We start from the raw sequence: 13927 nt of genomic DNA, 5'->3' as shown, positions 1-13927 counted from the left end.
TTCGAATATTCGGACTTTATATTCCGAATTTCGGAACAACAAGGAGGGATCCTATGTATCAAGTGGATATCAACTGTGATTTGGGAGAAAGCTTTGGTCAATATACCATCGGTGCAGATGAACAAATTCTTGAATATGTCACCTCAGCCAATATTGCTTGCGGTTTTCATGCAGGAGATCCAACAGTTATGAGAAAGACGGTCAGAATGGCGCTCGAAAAAGGGGTTAAAATCGGCGCGCACCCAGGCTTGCAAGATTTAGCGGGCTTTGGCAGACGTCCAATGGCTATCTCTGCAGAGGAAGCCTACGATCTCGTCATCTATCAAATTGGTGCTCTTTCAGCCTTTCTCAAAGCAGAAGGCGGCACGATGCAGCATGTCAAACCACACGGCGCCCTCTACAACATGGCGGCTAAAAATACTGAACTATCTGAATCAATTGCGAAGGCTGTATATGATGTTGATCCAAGCCTTGTATTATTTGGTCTATCAGGAAGTGAGCTTGCGTTAGCAGGGGAACGAATAGGTCTTCAAGTGGCACACGAAGTATTTTCTGATCGGACGTATCAAACAGATGGGACGCTCACATCCCGCCGCGATCCTCATGCGCTCATTGAAGAGGATGAACAGGCAGTCCAGCAGGTCGTTCGTATGGTGCGAGAAGGCAAGGTTCGTACAGTTCAAGGGGGAGATATCGAGCTGAAAGCAGATACGGTCTGCATTCATGGGGACGGCAGCCATGCGCTTCAATTTGCAAGAACGATTACAGCGAAGCTAAAAGAAGCCGGTATTCATCTCAAGGCCTTTCAATAAAAATCGTCATCCAAGGGGGAAACAGCATGAAAACAGAGAAAGTCAAACATATGAAGGCACCAAAGGGGAATCGCTCTATGCTGATGGGCGCAGCCTTTTTAATGGCGACGTCAGCGATCGGACCGGGATTTTTAACACAAACGACTGTCTTCACACAGCAGCTTGCGGCTAGCTTTGGTTTTGTCATTTTGATCTCCATCATATTAGATATTTTTGCCCAAACAAATGTATGGCGAATCATTGCCGTCTCAGAAAAAAGAGGACAGGACATTGCGAATATGGTTCTCCCGGGTCTCGGGTATGTGCTGGCCTTTTTGATCGTCATCGGCGGGCTTGCGTTTAACATTGGAAATATCGCTGGGGCTGGTCTCGGTTTTCAAGTGATTTTCGGCGTCGATCCGCGAATTGGAGCAGGGATCAGTGCTGTGATTGCCATTTTGATCTTTGTGATCAAAGAGGCTGGGAAAGCGATGGACCGTTTCACCCAAGTAGCAGGCTTTGTGATGATTGGCCTGATGCTGTATGTGGCGATTTCAACAGCGCCGCCAGTTGGAGAAGCGGCCGTGAGAACATTTGTCCCAGAGACCATTGATATTTTATCCATTGTGACTCTTGTAGGCGGAACGGTAGGCGGCTATATCGTCTTTGCTGGAGGGCATCGCTTGCTGGATGCAGGCATTAAGGGAAAGGAAGCACTGCCGCAAGTGACGAAAAGCTCCATTTTCGGTGTCCTCATTACATCTATCATGCGTGTAGCACTCTTTCTTGCCACATTAGGAGTTGTCACAAAAGGACTGCAGATTGATCCATCAAACCCTCCTGCCTCTGTTTTTCAATTAGCTTCAGGAAATATTGGATATAAAATGTTCGGGATTATTATGTGGGCTGCGGCAATTACGTCTGTTATTGGAGCAGCATACACATCTGTTTCCTTCTTTAAAACCTTCTCACCAAAAATTGAGCAAAACCAGCGTGGTATTATCATCGGCTTTATTGCCCTCTCGACCCTTTGTTTTATCACGATCGGCAGACCAGTGAACATCTTGATATTAGTTGGAGCGATCAATGCTTTGATATTGCCACTCGCCCTTGGCACATTGCTTGTTGCTGCCTATAAGAAAGACATTGTCGGGGATTATCGTCATCCATTCTTTTTGACAGTGTCAGGTGCATTTGTTGTTGTCATCATGGCGATAATGGGCGGCTATACCATCATCAATGAAATCCCGAAACTATGGAGTTGATTCGGATGAATACCTATCAAACATATGAGCCTTCACAGATCAGAGAATTGATTCGCAAGAAAGAAATTACAGGGCCAACCTCTGGCTTCGCAGAAGGATTTGCTCAAGCTAATTTAATGATTGTTAAAAAGGAACTTGCCTTTGACTTTCTTTTGTTTTGTCAGCGGAATCCAGCTGCATGCCCCTTGCTTGATGTACTGGAGCCAGGTGATCCAGTGCCAAGACGATCTGCGCCTCAAGCAGATATTCGAACGGACTTTCCTAAGTATCGTATTTATCGACAAGGGATGCTTGAAGAAGAGGTCACAGATATCTCCGCTTATTGGGAGAATGACATGGTTGCCTTTCTCATCGGATGCAGCTTTACATTTGAGCACGCACTTATGCAAAATGACATCCCTATTCGCCATATCGAAGACAATCATAACGTCCCAATGTATCAAACGAATATAGCTTGTGAAAAAGCAGGGGTGTTTCATGGACCGATGGTGGTCAGCATGAGACCCATTCCGGCGCATCAGGTTGCAAGAAGTGTCCAAGTGACGTCTAGATTTCCATCAGTCCATGGCGGTCCCATCCATATAGGAGACCCAGCGATGATTGGCATTGCCGATGTGGACAAGCCAGACTTTGGAGAACCATCTGTGATCAAAGAAGGAGAGGTCCCGGTGTTTTGGGCATGTGGTGTAACTCCGCAAGCTATTGTGATGCACACAAAGCCAGACATTGCGATCACTCATGCGCCTGGACATATGTTCATCACAGATCAAAGAGACCAAAAGCTCGGCGTACTGTAGAAAGAGAGGTGTCCTCAAGTGGCGTTTTCAACGATAAAAGATTCGATCACCTTCCACCCGTTAGGTGATGCAGCGATCGTGATCCAAGCTGGAGCTGACATACGTGAAGAGATTCATGAGCGGGTAAAACAGCTGTTCACATGTATTGAACAGCATCCATTTGACGGTTTTGTGGAAGCTGTACAAGCCTTTACAAACGTGACAGTTTTTTACGAGCCCTATACCGTTCATCAAGCTGCCCATCTTCAAACACATAACCTATCTCCGTATGAATGGGTCAAAGGCTATATTGAAGGACTTCTTGAAGAGAAATGGCAGGGGGGTGGGCAGGTAAAGCGCCGCATTGTTGACATTCCAGTCTGTTACGGAGGAGCGCTGGGCCCTGATTTAGAAGAGGTTGCCCGTATCAATGGTTTGACTTCTGAGGAAGTCGTGCGTATTCATACAAAAGGGACGTACCTTGTCTATATGATTGGATTTGCCCCAGGGTTCCCGTTTTTAGGCGGGCTGACTGAAAAGATTGCAGCGCCGCGCAGAGAAACACCAAGAATGTCCATTCCAAAAGGGTCTGTTGGCATTGCGGGAAAACAGACAGGCGTTTACCCAATTTCCACACCCGGAGGCTGGCAGCTCATTGGACAAACTCCGCTGCCTCTGTTTCGCCCGAATGAGAACGTCCCAAGTTTATTGAGAGCAGGGGACGAGGTTAGATTTGTCCAAATGTCTGAAAAGGAATTTTTCAGCATGAAGGAGGCAGAACGTTGAGTATTCATGTCATCAAGCCAGGGATGTTTACAACCATTCAAGATAAAGGAAGGCAAGGCTATCAAAAGTATGGCGTTTTAACGAGCGGCGGCATGGATCTGCTCTCACTTAGAATCGGTAACATTCTTACGGGCAACCAAGAAAATGAAGCCGTACTGGAGATCACGTTGATGGGGCCTGGTCCTGTGCTCACATGTGAGAAGGATCAGCTCATTGCAGTCACTGGTGCTGATGTAGAGATTGATATTGATGGAGAGCAGGCACCTTTATGGAAGCCGCTCTTTGTTCAATCAGGCAGTACGATCACCTTTGGTCTTTGTAAAAGAGGCTGCCGTGCCTATCTTGCTGTGGCAGGTGGATTTGATGTGGAGCCAGTCATGCAGAGCAAAAGCACCTATGTGAGAGCTGGAATCGGTGGACTGAAAGGACGTCCGCTTGAAAAAGGTGATGTCTTGCCCATTGGAGAGCGGTCTATCGTAGCGGATCATTTGACTGAAAGTCTTAAAAGTAAAGTGAAAAAGGCTGGATATGGCGCACCCGATTGGACAGTGAGTCATGCTCATTTTTTGCCGCTGAGGAAATCGCCCGTCATCCGTGTGCTCACAGGCAGGCATTTTGATTTTTTTCAAGAAACATCTCAAATCGCTTTTTTTAAGCAGCCTTACCAGGTCACACCGCAATCCGATCGCATGGGCTGCCGGCTGAAGGGGGAGCCGGTTCATTTAAAAGAAAAGCTAGAATTGATTTCAGAAGCTGTCGCTTTCGGGTCGATTCAAATCCCTCCTGACGGCCAGCCGATTATTCTGCTGGCAGATCGACAAACAACAGGGGGATACCCGCGGATTGGAGAAGTAGCAACTGTAGATTTGCCGCTCATTTCACAGGCGATGCCTGGGGCAAATCTATATTTTGAACAAATAGATCATCAGGCTGCAGAACAGGCGCTATTCAAGCAAGAGGCAGAGCTGAGGGAGCTGAGTGCAAGAATCAAGCTGGAAGCATTTTCGTTTAGAAAAGGTGAAGAACATGCAAAACACAAATAAAACGGTTGTGAAATCAATGGAGATTTTGCGGCTGTTTATCACTCACGATCAATTAACGTTAAATGAAATGATCGATCTCTCCGGCATGCCCAAAACATCTGTTCATCGTATGGCGAGCTCATTAGCCGATATGGGGCTGTTAGAAAAGCGTGATTCAGGTGTTTATCGGTTAGGCTTGATGTTTCTTGAATACGGTCAGCTTGTGGCGGACCGCCTTGATATTCGGAGGATTGCAAGACCATTTATGGAAAGCTTACGAGATGAAGTTGGAGAAGCCGTACAGCTCATTGTTCGTGAAGGCGACGAAGCTATTTACGTGGAAAAGATCGAAGGGACGCAGCCTGTTCGTCTCTACACCGCCGTCGGCAGGCGGTCTCCTCTATATGCGGGTGCCTGTGCAAGAAGTATTCTCTCCTTTTTACCAGAGAGTGAGAGGCTTGCCTATATTGACTCGATTGAGCTTGGGAAAATTGGCATTGGGACCATCACAGATAAAGAGGTTCTCAGAAACATGCTGGAAGAATCAAATGCGCGGGGCTATACGCTAAGCTATTCAGAGCTTGAAAACTATACAGCTGCCATTGGTGCACCGATTTTCAATCATCAAGGAGAAGTGGCAGCAGGTATTAGTATTGCAGGATTTGAAGCTGGCTATCAAAAGGAACGTCTGCCTTACTTAATTGAGCAGGTCAAAAAAGCTGCTAGTGGCATTTCGGAAGAATTAGGTTTTGCGGCTGAACAAATAAAAAGCCAATGATCATAAAGATCATTGGCTTTTTGCGTGCAGTTAATTAGAAAGTTTTTCCTAAAGATTTAGCACGTTCGATTGCATCTGCTTTAATTTGCTCTGCTTTTGCAGGCTCAGCATTGTGACCTTCAACGATAAGACCTTCGAAAGAAGGAATTCCGAAGAAGCTCGCAATTGTACCAAGGTAACGGTGACCTGCTTCAAGTTCAGCAGCAGGACCTTCAGTGTAGTATCCACCACGTGCTTGGATGTGAAGAGCTTTTTTGTCTGTTAATAAACCAACAGGACCTTGCTCAGTGTATTTGAATGTTTTACCAGCTACAGCAACAGAGTCGATGTATGCTTTAAGAACTGGTGGGAATGAGAAGTTCCAAAGTGGTGAAACAAATACATATTTGTCAGCAGAAACGAATTGATCGCTTAATTCGTTTAGACGAGAAACTTTCGCTTGCTCTTCAGCTGAAAGTGTATCGAAGCCAGCGCCAGATTGAAGTTTGCCCCAGCCAGCAAATACATCTGCATCAATGTGAGGAATGTTTTCTTTGTACAAATCAATATGTACAACCTCGTCACTTGGGTTTGCTTCCTTATAAGATTCGATAAATGCCTTAGCAGTAGCCATACTGTAAGAAACTGTTTCATCATGCGGATGTGCAGTGATGTATAAAACTTTTGCCATGTTCATTCAATCCTTTCTGTTTCGGTTATTTTTTTAGCGTATCCAAAAGGTACACTTAATATGTGGCATCTTTAATCATATTGGAATGCTATGAAAAAGATGTAACAAGCACAGTTACATAAAAACTGATATTTTCATTGTAATCACATTGAAGTTTGAAGTCAAGATAAAAAGTCTCGAAATCAAGATAAAAAGTTTGTAAATTTTTCTGGAACGCGTAAACACGCAGTTTTCAGCGCAAAAAGCCTACTCTTATTGAACAAAAAATCGTTCGATATCGCAAGTAAAGAGTTTGTAAAGGCGCTGCATTTCAAAAAAGATGGATGCCCCTAAGTCATTTGCTACAAGCATCTGTTCTTTGATTTCGTATATATAAGAGAAGGCAGGAGAGAGTGAGGGATAAGAGTGGGACGATCCTATGTTGCAATTGGAGATTCCTTAACAGTTGGGGTGGGGGCACGTTTATTTGGCGGAGGATTTACTCAGCGGTTTCGATGGATGCTTGAAAAAAAGACGCATGCACCAGTGGAGCTGTCTGTATTTGCAAAATCAGGGTTAACGACGGATCAGATTTTACAGCTCTTCAAACGAACTGATGTGAGACGTGCCATTGCAGCAGCTGATATCATCACCATCACAGGCTGTGGGAATGACCTTGTTCAAGCTGTTCAACAGTATGAAGAAGGTGAAGATGAAAAGAAACTACTGCAAGCGATCATGCATTGTCAGGTCAATTTTAGCAAGATGATTCAAGAAATCGCTCAGATCAAAAGAGGGCAGCATCAGTCCTATTGCGTGTATCTCATGAATTTATACAATCCTTTTCCGCAAATACCAATAGCCGGGCGGTGGCTGCAGCAATATAATCATCAACTTCAATTGCTTGCTGCGAATCCGCATGTAGAAGTTGTGGATGTGTACCGTGCGTTTGAAGGGCATGAAAGAGCCTACTTATCGATTGATCAATTTCACCCGAATCCTAAGGGGTATGATGCAATGGCAGAAGCATTGTATCAACAATACTGTAAACAGCTGTAATCCGGTGGGATTGCAGTTTTTTTTTTCATTCTTTTCAATAAATAACGGTTTCGATATGATAAAAGAAACGAAGGTGAAAGAGGTGTCAAGTATGGAGAAGATGAGTGCATATTTTCATGAAATGAAAGGAACTGCTTATGAAGTGGGAAAACAGCAGGCTGCCTGGCTTAAGGAGAACAAGCTGCTGCAGACACAATATATTCGAACAGAACCGGTAACACAACAGGCTGTGAAGGAAACGAAGCAGCTGATGCGTCCCTATCTTCCTCAATTAGATGAAGAGATTGCTGGCTTTTGTGATGAAATGCAATTAGCTGAGCGTGATTTGACATTTTTCTACTCATCGCATCTTCAGCCAGGCTGTTCCCATTGTGTGAGACAGGGGAATATGGCGGCGGGACAACAAACGGTCATGCTCCGTAACTATGATTTTTCCCCGATATTTGATGATATGCGTCTTGTGACGACACATGTAAAAGGTTCGGCATGTCATACAGGGTCTTCTCTGCTTTTGTTTGGAAGGTCTGATGGGATGAATGAGCATGGTCTTGCTGTGACCTTCTCTGCTTGCGGTCAGCCGGTTGGTCATGAACCAGGTTTAAGGCCTCCAGCAGTTGCTGGTTTGCAAGTGTATCATGTGATTCGCTCTGTTCTGGAAAACTGTAGAACGGTTGAGGAAGCCATTGATTCTATCCAAGAAATGCCCGTTGCTTCAAATGTTCATCTTATGCTTGCTGATCGAAAAGGAGAGGCGGCTGTGATTGAGATCATTGATGGACGAAAAATAGTCAGAAGACCAGAGACAGGTTATATTGCAGCAACGAATCATCCGGTTGCTGATCAAACGGCAAAAGGGATGACCAAACATCATTCCGTTGTCAGATACGACATGTTAATGGAGGCTTTGGCAGAACAACGATCAAATGATGCTCTTGTGAAGCTGTTCCAGACAGAATATCCTGAGGGGCTAACTGTGCACAATTATGAGGAGCTGTTTGGAACGATGCGAACCGTCATGTTCCGTCCAGAAGAAGGCACAATTGATTATTGCTTTGGCTCTCCAGTATATAATCCAACTTATTCATTAAAAGCTGGGGGTTCACTGCCTTTTCATGAACAAAAGGTTCAATTTCATCAAAAGGATTATGGACCGTCCTTTTGGCGAAGCGTCTGATGGCCTCTTATTTATATTTTGTCACACCCGCTGTGCCAAATTCAGATCAACTTAAGATTGCACCTTTTGTTGAAAGCGTTTTATATTGAATGTGACAATAGACCTATTTATACAGAAGGAGGCATTTCATGTACATAACGGCACGAGAACAGAAAGTCATTAAATACATCATTCAGCAAAATCGTTATGTCACCATCCGTGAGATAGCCGATTCTGTTCAGGTAAGTACAAGAACGATCCATAGAGAACTAAAATCCATTAAGCCGATTTTGAAAAATTACGATTTATCACTTGATAAACAGCCGGGGAAGGGCTTAAAGGCGGTTGGGGAACAGGAAGATAAACAACGGCTTCTGTCTCATATTTCTAACGAAGATCAAATCGAATATAGCTCTGATGAACGAAAGCTCTTAATCCTCTGTGCGCTGCTTGAAGCAAAGGAACCGGTGAAGTTATACACACTCGCAGCCGACTTGCAGGTCACAAATGCGACGATCAGCTATGATTTAGATGAACTGACGGAGTGGATTGCTCCTTACGGTTTGCAGCTGATACGAAAGCGCGGGTACGGCATTGAATTAAAAGGGCCGGAGGAAGCAAAACGAAAAATTGTCGGCAATCTGATTGTCGACCGGCTCGACATTCAATTGTTTTTAGAAACGATTGAAATGAATATCAAACATCGTACAAAAGCGACAGAAAAGGTGTTTGGCGTTGTCAGCAGAGGACAGCTGCTCAAGGTAGAAAGACTGCTCTTTCATTTAAAGGATCGACTGTCACTCTCATTATCTGATAGTGCCTATATTGCACTGGTCGTTCACTTAACCTATGCGATCGAACGTATTCAGCTTGGCGAAACCATTCGAATGGAAGAAGAAGAGCTGATGGAATTAAAGCGGACGAAGGAATTTGAATCATCCCGCCGGATGGCAAGAGCGCTTGAACGTATGTTTAATGTGGAGATTCCTGAAGCGGAGGTCGGATATATGACCATCCATCTGCGCAGTGCAAATCGAAGCATTCATACCGAATACCGTATTGATGAGATCGAACTGGATATCGCGCTGAGAACGAAAAAGCTCATTGATTTTATTTCAAATAAAACAGGCTACCATCTCAATGAGAATGATTCATTATATGAGGGGCTCGTGTCTCATCTCGAACCTGCCATGAACCGTTTAAAGGAAAAGATGAGAATCTATAATCCGCTCACACAACAAATTAAAAAAGACTACTTTTTACTATTCATGGCGATTGAGGAAGGAGTCGAGCATTTCTTTCCAGAGATTGAATTTCCAGAGGATGAAATTGCCTTTATTGTGCTTCACTTTGGCTCAGTGCTTGAAATCAAAAAAGAAGAAACAAATATCCATGCATTGGTGGTTTGCTCAAGCGGAATCGGTTCCTCAAAAATGCTCGCCTCTCGGTTGAAAAAAGAATTGCCGGAGATCGCCAAATTCGATCTATCCTCCTTGATAGAGCTAAAGGAAATCGATTCATCCAGCTATGACATGATTGTCTCGACCGTGCCTATTCCATATGAGCATATCGATTACATCATGGTTAGTCCGCTTTTAAACGAAGATGATGCCATGCGTGTAAAGGCCCATATTAAACGAAAGATCCCTTATATGATCGAGAAAAAAAGGACGAAAGAAGCTGTCAATGAATCGGTACAAGACACCATTGATATGATGGCAGTTGCAGAGCAGGTGACAAAATATATGTCTGTGATTCGCAGCATCTTGTCCCATTTTACTATCGAAAAAAGAGAGACGCTGCCGCAGCATGAAGCGACAATCAGGCAGCTGCTTCGTCAGCTTGAAGGGGAAGGGTTCATCACACATGCAGATGATGTAGCGCGCGGCTTATTGGAACGTGAACAACAAGGCGGTTTAGGCATACCTGGTACTGAATTTGCTCTTTACCATTTAAAGCATGAATTCATTCAGGAACCAATCTTTCATCTGTATGATCTGGATCAGCCATACGAGGTCAAAAGCATGGACGGCGGGCAGCAGACGATGTCAAGAATGCTCATGATGCTGGCGCCGCAAGAGCTTGGCAAGGAAGGATCAGAAATGTTTAGTCTGATCAGTTCATCCATCATTGAAAGTGAAGAAAGCATGGCGCTTTATGGACAGGGGACAAAAGAAGATATTGAACAGAAATTACATCAGCTTTTCTATCAATTTGTCAAAGAGGCAAAGTGGTAAGAAAAAAGCCGAGAGCTTATTCGCTTCTCGGCTTTTTGGCTGTGACACAGACAGCGAGGGTAGGACGAATTTCCTCATACTCAACAGAAAAGTGGTTAAACCCTGCAAACTGTAAATCATTCAATATGTTTTCACCCATCTCCTTTGTCCGATTGGCGTCAGCTCCTTTTTCTCTTGGCTGCATGACAATGACGAGTGTCCCGCCTGGTTTCAGCGTGTGATAAAGATTGAGTAAGCCCGTCTTTGGCTCATCCCAGATCGTAAAATTGTTAACAGACAGCACTTTGTCATATTGCTCTCCCGGCAGACGTGTTTTCTCGATTTTTCCGACATACAGCCGAACCTGTTTGTCTTTTGCCCGTTTACTGACGCGGGATTGTGCTTGCTCCTGCATAGTTGAAGAAGCATCCAGCCCGTCAATGTGAAGATCGTCATAATGCTTGAGCATATGTTTGATGCTGTAGCCTGGTCCATAGCCAATCTCCAAAATGTTTTCACCATCTGTCAGATCTAAGTGGCGGATCGCCCACTGATTCAATGCTTTATTTTCATTTGCCATAATGAATCCAGCAATGCTCCCGAGCCAGCCTTTTGGTCTGCTAAAGGTTTTCGAAATGATTGACAGCATGTGAGAACGCTCCTTTTTGATGATCATGTAACCGATTTTTCTCCTCTTCAAACATGCTGATTTTCGGAAACACATCTGTGCAGCATAGGGATGTTTGAGTGGAAAAATGAGGTGGTAATGAAAGGATACATCAATAAATCAAGGAGGAGCTTACACATGGATTTACGTGATTACTTAACAAATGGCATTCCGCGCCAAACGCAGGATCAGCAGCCAGGCAGTGAAAGAGAAATGAATCCGGCGCCGATCTTTGAGGATGAATCGTATCAAGGGTCTGGGAAGCTGAAAGGAAAGGTTGCGCTGATTACAGGCGGAGACAGTGGAATTGGACGGGCGGTATCTGTTGCCTATGCAAAAGAAGGCGCACATATCGCCATTGTGTATTTAAATGAACATGAGGATGCAGAGGATACGAAAAAGCGTGTAGAACAGGAAGGTGTCAAATGTTTAACGATCGCAGGAGATGTCGGTGACGAAGACTTTTGTGAGAAGGCGGTAGAAAAAGCAGTTGAAGCCTTTGGACAATTAGATATCTTAGTAAATAATGCGGCGGAACAGCATCCGCAAGAACGTATTCAAGACATTTCTAGTGATCAGCTTCATCAAACCTTTAGAACCAATTTCTATTCATATTTTTACTTTACAAAAAAGGCACTTGATTACTTAAAACCGGGAAGCTCAATCATTAATACAACATCAATTAACCCATATCGAGGCAATGCGGTGCTGATTGATTATACTGCGACAAAAGGAGCCATCAATGGCTTTACGCGTTCTATGGCACAGTCGCTTGTGAAGGATGGAATCAGGGTGAACGGTGTCGCGCCAGGTCCAATTTGGACGCCGCTCATTCCATCTACATTTGATGAAGACAGTGTGGAGAGCTTTGGGGCAGAAACCCCAATGGGAAGACCAGGACAGCCTGTAGAGCATGTCGGCTGCTTTGTGCTGCTCGCTTCTGACGAATCGTCTTATATGACAGGACAGACACTTCACGTCAACGGCGGTTCCTTTATGAATACATGATCCATCGCGCCGCCCAGCTTGGCTTGGGCGGTGTGTTTAGTATTTCTTGCGATTTTTCTGCACAGATGCAACAGACCATACGATAATGCCGACAACAACTGCCGCAATAACAAGTGAACTCAAATGGAACATCGTTTCATGATGCATGTTCAACTTCTCCCTTCATTGAACCTATTTTCTATAGCATCAGCCAGAAGGTCTCTTTTTATGAAAAACACATTTCTTTGTTTAATGAATGGATTGTCGTGGAAACCTAGGAATACGGATGGAATTTTGAAGGAGTGACACGATATGTCTCAAGAAGAATTAAAACAAAAGGTACTAAACCTATTAGATGAACAAAAGGTCGGAACACTAGCAACTGTTGAACAAAATCAGCCGCATACCCGCTACATGACGTTTTTCCATGAAGGGCTGACGCTTTATACACCAACAAGCAAAGAAACACATAAAGCAGAAGAAATTGAAAAAAATCCGAATGTGCATATTCTCATTGGATATTCAGGCGAAGGATTCGGTGATACTTATGCTGAAATTGCAGGTACCGCTGCATTAACCGATGATCCGGGATTGATTGACCGCCTTTGGTCTGAGGAGATGGAAAAGTGGTTTAAAGGCAAGGATGATCCAAACCTAGTGATTCTGAAGATTGACCCAACCTCCATCCGTTATATGAATGAAGGAAGCCGTACACCAGCAGAATTATCACTTTAACACTTGTGTAAACTAGGGGGATGTGTTATAGTTTTATATTAAGTGTTGAAATAAGCAAATAAATAAAGAAAGTAAACTTTCTTTTTTCTATGACATAATGAGAAGCAATAGAGCTTCTACTTGATAAGAACAAGACGCTGTCAAAGCGAACAAACTTATTCTTTTCCTTCTGCAACCGCCCCCTATAAAAGCGGAAGAATGGAAAAAAGACGTTTTGATTTACAATTCACACTGGCACGGCTTCGGAGCCGTAAGGACGAATGAGAGGTAGGGCTTTCGTTGTCTTGTTATCCAGAACTTCCATGGCGTTTACTTTCAAACGTAGGTTCACTCGGAACACATATGACACACTGATATGATCGAATCTTAATTCATACACTCCGTCACGGAGATTAAACATTGATTATTTATTTGCATGAAAAGAGTAAGTAACAGGCTGCCATCTATTTGGCAGCCTTTTTCATTGGGTCAAACAAGAGAATCCCAAAACCAATGAGCCCAAGTAATGGGAAGATGAAAATAGAAACCAATCGCATAGCGTCCGCTCCAAAAGGGTTCGACACTAACAGCAGACCGATGAACGCACAGGTGAACACAGTGAACAAGGCGATCTTCATAGTCATTCACTTCGCCCCTTCTTCTGATACTGCCAAATCCTCCGAATAAAAAAGAACATCACCGCAAACAAAATAGAAAAGATGAGCATGTCCAGCAGTGTCACACCACTACCTGGATGTACGATACCAAACCAAACCCATTGTAGAACAAAAGAGATAGCAAAATAAGAGATGAATTCTTTCATGATTTTCCCCTTTTTACATATTTTTTTGACTTTTTAGCCATATCAGCCAAATGAAGAAGGAACCAATGATACAACCGAGTAACGTGACGGGCGGCAAGGTGTGCCAGCTAGTCAGCCCCTTTACAAACCACATATAAAAAAAGAAAATGGTAATGGATACGAGCAGCCATTGCTTCAACCAACGGGGGACACGCAGCCAAGCAGCTAGAATGATAGATGATAGCTTATCCAATGAGAGATA

The 13927-nt window shown here is 44.0% G+C and carries 16 protein-coding genes; 11 read left to right on the top strand and 5 right to left on the bottom strand.

All coding sequences use genetic code 11. The annotated features are described in order from the left end of the window. The first annotated feature begins 53 nt into the window (after positions 1-53). From AKG37_RS16150 to AKG37_RS16125, 6 genes are read left to right on the top strand one after another with little or no spacing between them, the layout of a single operon-like run. Positions 54-812, top strand: a complete 759-nt coding sequence (locus AKG37_RS16150) for a LamB/YcsF family protein (RefSeq protein ID WP_060699741.1) — start codon at positions 54-56, stop codon at positions 810-812. A 26-nt stretch (positions 813-838) separates the two neighbouring features. After that, positions 839-2056 carry an NRAMP family divalent metal transporter gene (locus tag AKG37_RS16145; RefSeq protein WP_060699740.1) on the top strand — a complete coding sequence of 406 codons (1218 nt, stop codon included), beginning with the start codon at positions 839-841 and terminating at the stop codon, positions 2054-2056. Positions 2057-2061: 5 nt separating this feature from the next. Next, positions 2062-2853, top strand: coding sequence for a putative hydro-lyase (locus tag AKG37_RS16140; RefSeq protein ID WP_060699739.1), 792 nt, complete (start codon positions 2062-2064; stop codon positions 2851-2853). Positions 2854-2871: 18 nt separating this feature from the next. Next, positions 2872-3618 (top strand): 5-oxoprolinase subunit PxpB, encoded by a 747-nt coding sequence (gene pxpB / locus AKG37_RS16135; protein ID WP_060699738.1) that lies wholly within the window; start codon positions 2872-2874, stop codon positions 3616-3618. Further along, on the top strand, positions 3615-4661 hold the full coding sequence (locus tag AKG37_RS16130) for a 5-oxoprolinase subunit C family protein (protein ID WP_060699737.1): 1047 nt from the start codon (positions 3615-3617) through the stop codon (positions 4659-4661). The genes pxpB and AKG37_RS16130 overlap by 4 nt, the downstream gene beginning before the upstream one ends. Then, entirely contained in the window at positions 4645-5418 is a 774-nt protein-coding gene (locus tag AKG37_RS16125) for an IclR family transcriptional regulator (protein WP_060699736.1), read from the top strand. Before AKG37_RS16130 ends, AKG37_RS16125 begins: the two co-directional genes overlap by 17 nt. 34 nt (positions 5419-5452) lie before the next feature. On the opposite strand, the gene AKG37_RS16120 is transcribed toward AKG37_RS16125, so the two are convergent. Next, complete coding sequence (locus AKG37_RS16120) at positions 5453-6088, bottom strand: FMN-dependent NADH-azoreductase (protein WP_060699735.1); 636 nt, start codon at positions 6086-6088, stop codon at positions 5453-5455. Between the two features lie 405 nt (positions 6089-6493). On the opposite strand from AKG37_RS16120, the gene AKG37_RS16115 reads away from it, so the two are divergent. From AKG37_RS16115 to AKG37_RS16105, 3 genes are all read left to right on the top strand, one after another. Further along, positions 6494-7126, top strand: a complete 633-nt coding sequence (locus AKG37_RS16115; protein ID WP_060699734.1) for a GDSL-type esterase/lipase family protein — start codon at positions 6494-6496, stop codon at positions 7124-7126. 91 nt (positions 7127-7217) lie between these two features. Next, positions 7218-8300 (top strand): C45 family autoproteolytic acyltransferase/hydrolase, encoded by a 1083-nt coding sequence (locus tag AKG37_RS16110; protein WP_060699733.1) that lies wholly within the window; start codon positions 7218-7220, stop codon positions 8298-8300. A 128-nt stretch (positions 8301-8428) separates the two neighbouring features. Further along, positions 8429-10516: a BglG family transcription antiterminator gene (locus tag AKG37_RS16105; RefSeq protein WP_060699732.1), complete on the top strand. Its 2088-nt coding sequence runs from the start codon at positions 8429-8431 to the stop codon at positions 10514-10516. 16 nt (positions 10517-10532) lie between these two features. On the opposite strand, the gene AKG37_RS16100 is transcribed toward AKG37_RS16105, so the two are convergent. Further along, positions 10533-11144, bottom strand: a complete 612-nt coding sequence (locus AKG37_RS16100; RefSeq protein WP_060699797.1) for a class I SAM-dependent methyltransferase — start codon at positions 11142-11144, stop codon at positions 10533-10535. A gap of 156 nt (positions 11145-11300) precedes the next feature. On the opposite strand from AKG37_RS16100, the gene AKG37_RS16095 reads away from it, so the two are divergent. Continuing rightward, positions 11301-12170, top strand: coding sequence for an SDR family oxidoreductase (locus AKG37_RS16095; protein ID WP_060699731.1), 870 nt, complete (start codon positions 11301-11303; stop codon positions 12168-12170). A gap of 291 nt (positions 12171-12461) precedes the next feature. Continuing rightward, the gene (locus AKG37_RS16090; protein WP_060699730.1) at positions 12462-12884 is read left to right on the top strand and encodes a pyridoxamine 5'-phosphate oxidase family protein; all 423 of its coding nucleotides are present in this window, start codon (positions 12462-12464) and stop codon (positions 12882-12884) included. A gap of 443 nt (positions 12885-13327) precedes the next feature. Here AKG37_RS16090 and AKG37_RS16085 read toward each other — a convergent pair whose 3' ends face one another. From AKG37_RS16085 to AKG37_RS16075, 3 genes are read right to left on the bottom strand one after another with little or no spacing between them, the layout of a single operon-like run. Then, positions 13328-13507 carry a hypothetical protein gene (locus tag AKG37_RS16085; protein WP_060699729.1) on the bottom strand — a complete coding sequence of 60 codons (180 nt, stop codon included), beginning with the start codon at positions 13505-13507 and terminating at the stop codon, positions 13328-13330. Next, positions 13504-13686: a FeoB-associated Cys-rich membrane protein gene (locus AKG37_RS16080; RefSeq protein WP_060699728.1), complete on the bottom strand. Its 183-nt coding sequence runs from the start codon at positions 13684-13686 to the stop codon at positions 13504-13506. The genes AKG37_RS16085 and AKG37_RS16080 overlap by 4 nt, the downstream gene beginning before the upstream one ends. A gap of 13 nt (positions 13687-13699) precedes the next feature. Beyond that, positions 13700-13918, bottom strand: coding sequence for a hypothetical protein (locus AKG37_RS16075; RefSeq protein WP_060699727.1), 219 nt, complete (start codon positions 13916-13918; stop codon positions 13700-13702). Positions 13919-13927: the final 9 nt, after the last annotated feature.

Source organism: Bacillus australimaris, from assembly GCF_001307105.1.
Classification (GTDB): Bacteria; Bacillota; Bacilli; order Bacillales; family Bacillaceae; genus Bacillus; species Bacillus australimaris.
Note: the sequence above shows the minus strand (reverse complement) of the source record. Positions and strands in the feature narration are given on the sequence as shown.

Bases quoted from the DNA above. Each gene is read 5' to 3' on its own strand.
- AKG37_RS16150 (WP_060699741.1), top strand. From the start codon at position 54: ATGTATCAAGTGGATATCAACTGTGATTTGGGAGAAAGCTTTGGTCAA.
- AKG37_RS16145 (WP_060699740.1), top strand. From the start codon at position 839: ATGAAAACAGAGAAAGTCAAACATATGAAGGCACCAAAGGGGAATCGC.
- AKG37_RS16140 (WP_060699739.1), top strand. From the start codon at position 2,062: ATGAATACCTATCAAACATATGAGCCTTCACAGATCAGAGAATTGATT.
- AKG37_RS16125 (WP_060699736.1), top strand. From the start codon at position 4,645: ATGCAAAACACAAATAAAACGGTTGTGAAATCAATGGAGATTTTGCGG.
- AKG37_RS16120 (WP_060699735.1), bottom strand. From the start codon at position 6,088: ATGGCAAAAGTTTTATACATCACTGCACATCCGCATGATGAAACAGTT.
- AKG37_RS16110 (WP_060699733.1), top strand. From the start codon at position 7,218: ATGGAGAAGATGAGTGCATATTTTCATGAAATGAAAGGAACTGCTTAT.
- AKG37_RS16105 (WP_060699732.1), top strand. From the start codon at position 8,429: ATGTACATAACGGCACGAGAACAGAAAGTCATTAAATACATCATTCAG.
- AKG37_RS16100 (WP_060699797.1), bottom strand. From the start codon at position 11,144: ATGCTGTCAATCATTTCGAAAACCTTTAGCAGACCAAAAGGCTGGCTC.
- AKG37_RS16095 (WP_060699731.1), top strand. From the start codon at position 11,301: ATGGATTTACGTGATTACTTAACAAATGGCATTCCGCGCCAAACGCAG.
- AKG37_RS16090 (WP_060699730.1), top strand. From the start codon at position 12,462: ATGTCTCAAGAAGAATTAAAACAAAAGGTACTAAACCTATTAGATGAA.
- AKG37_RS16085 (WP_060699729.1), bottom strand. From the start codon at position 13,507: ATGACTATGAAGATCGCCTTGTTCACTGTGTTCACCTGTGCGTTCATC.
- AKG37_RS16080 (WP_060699728.1), bottom strand. From the start codon at position 13,686: ATGAAAGAATTCATCTCTTATTTTGCTATCTCTTTTGTTCTACAATGG.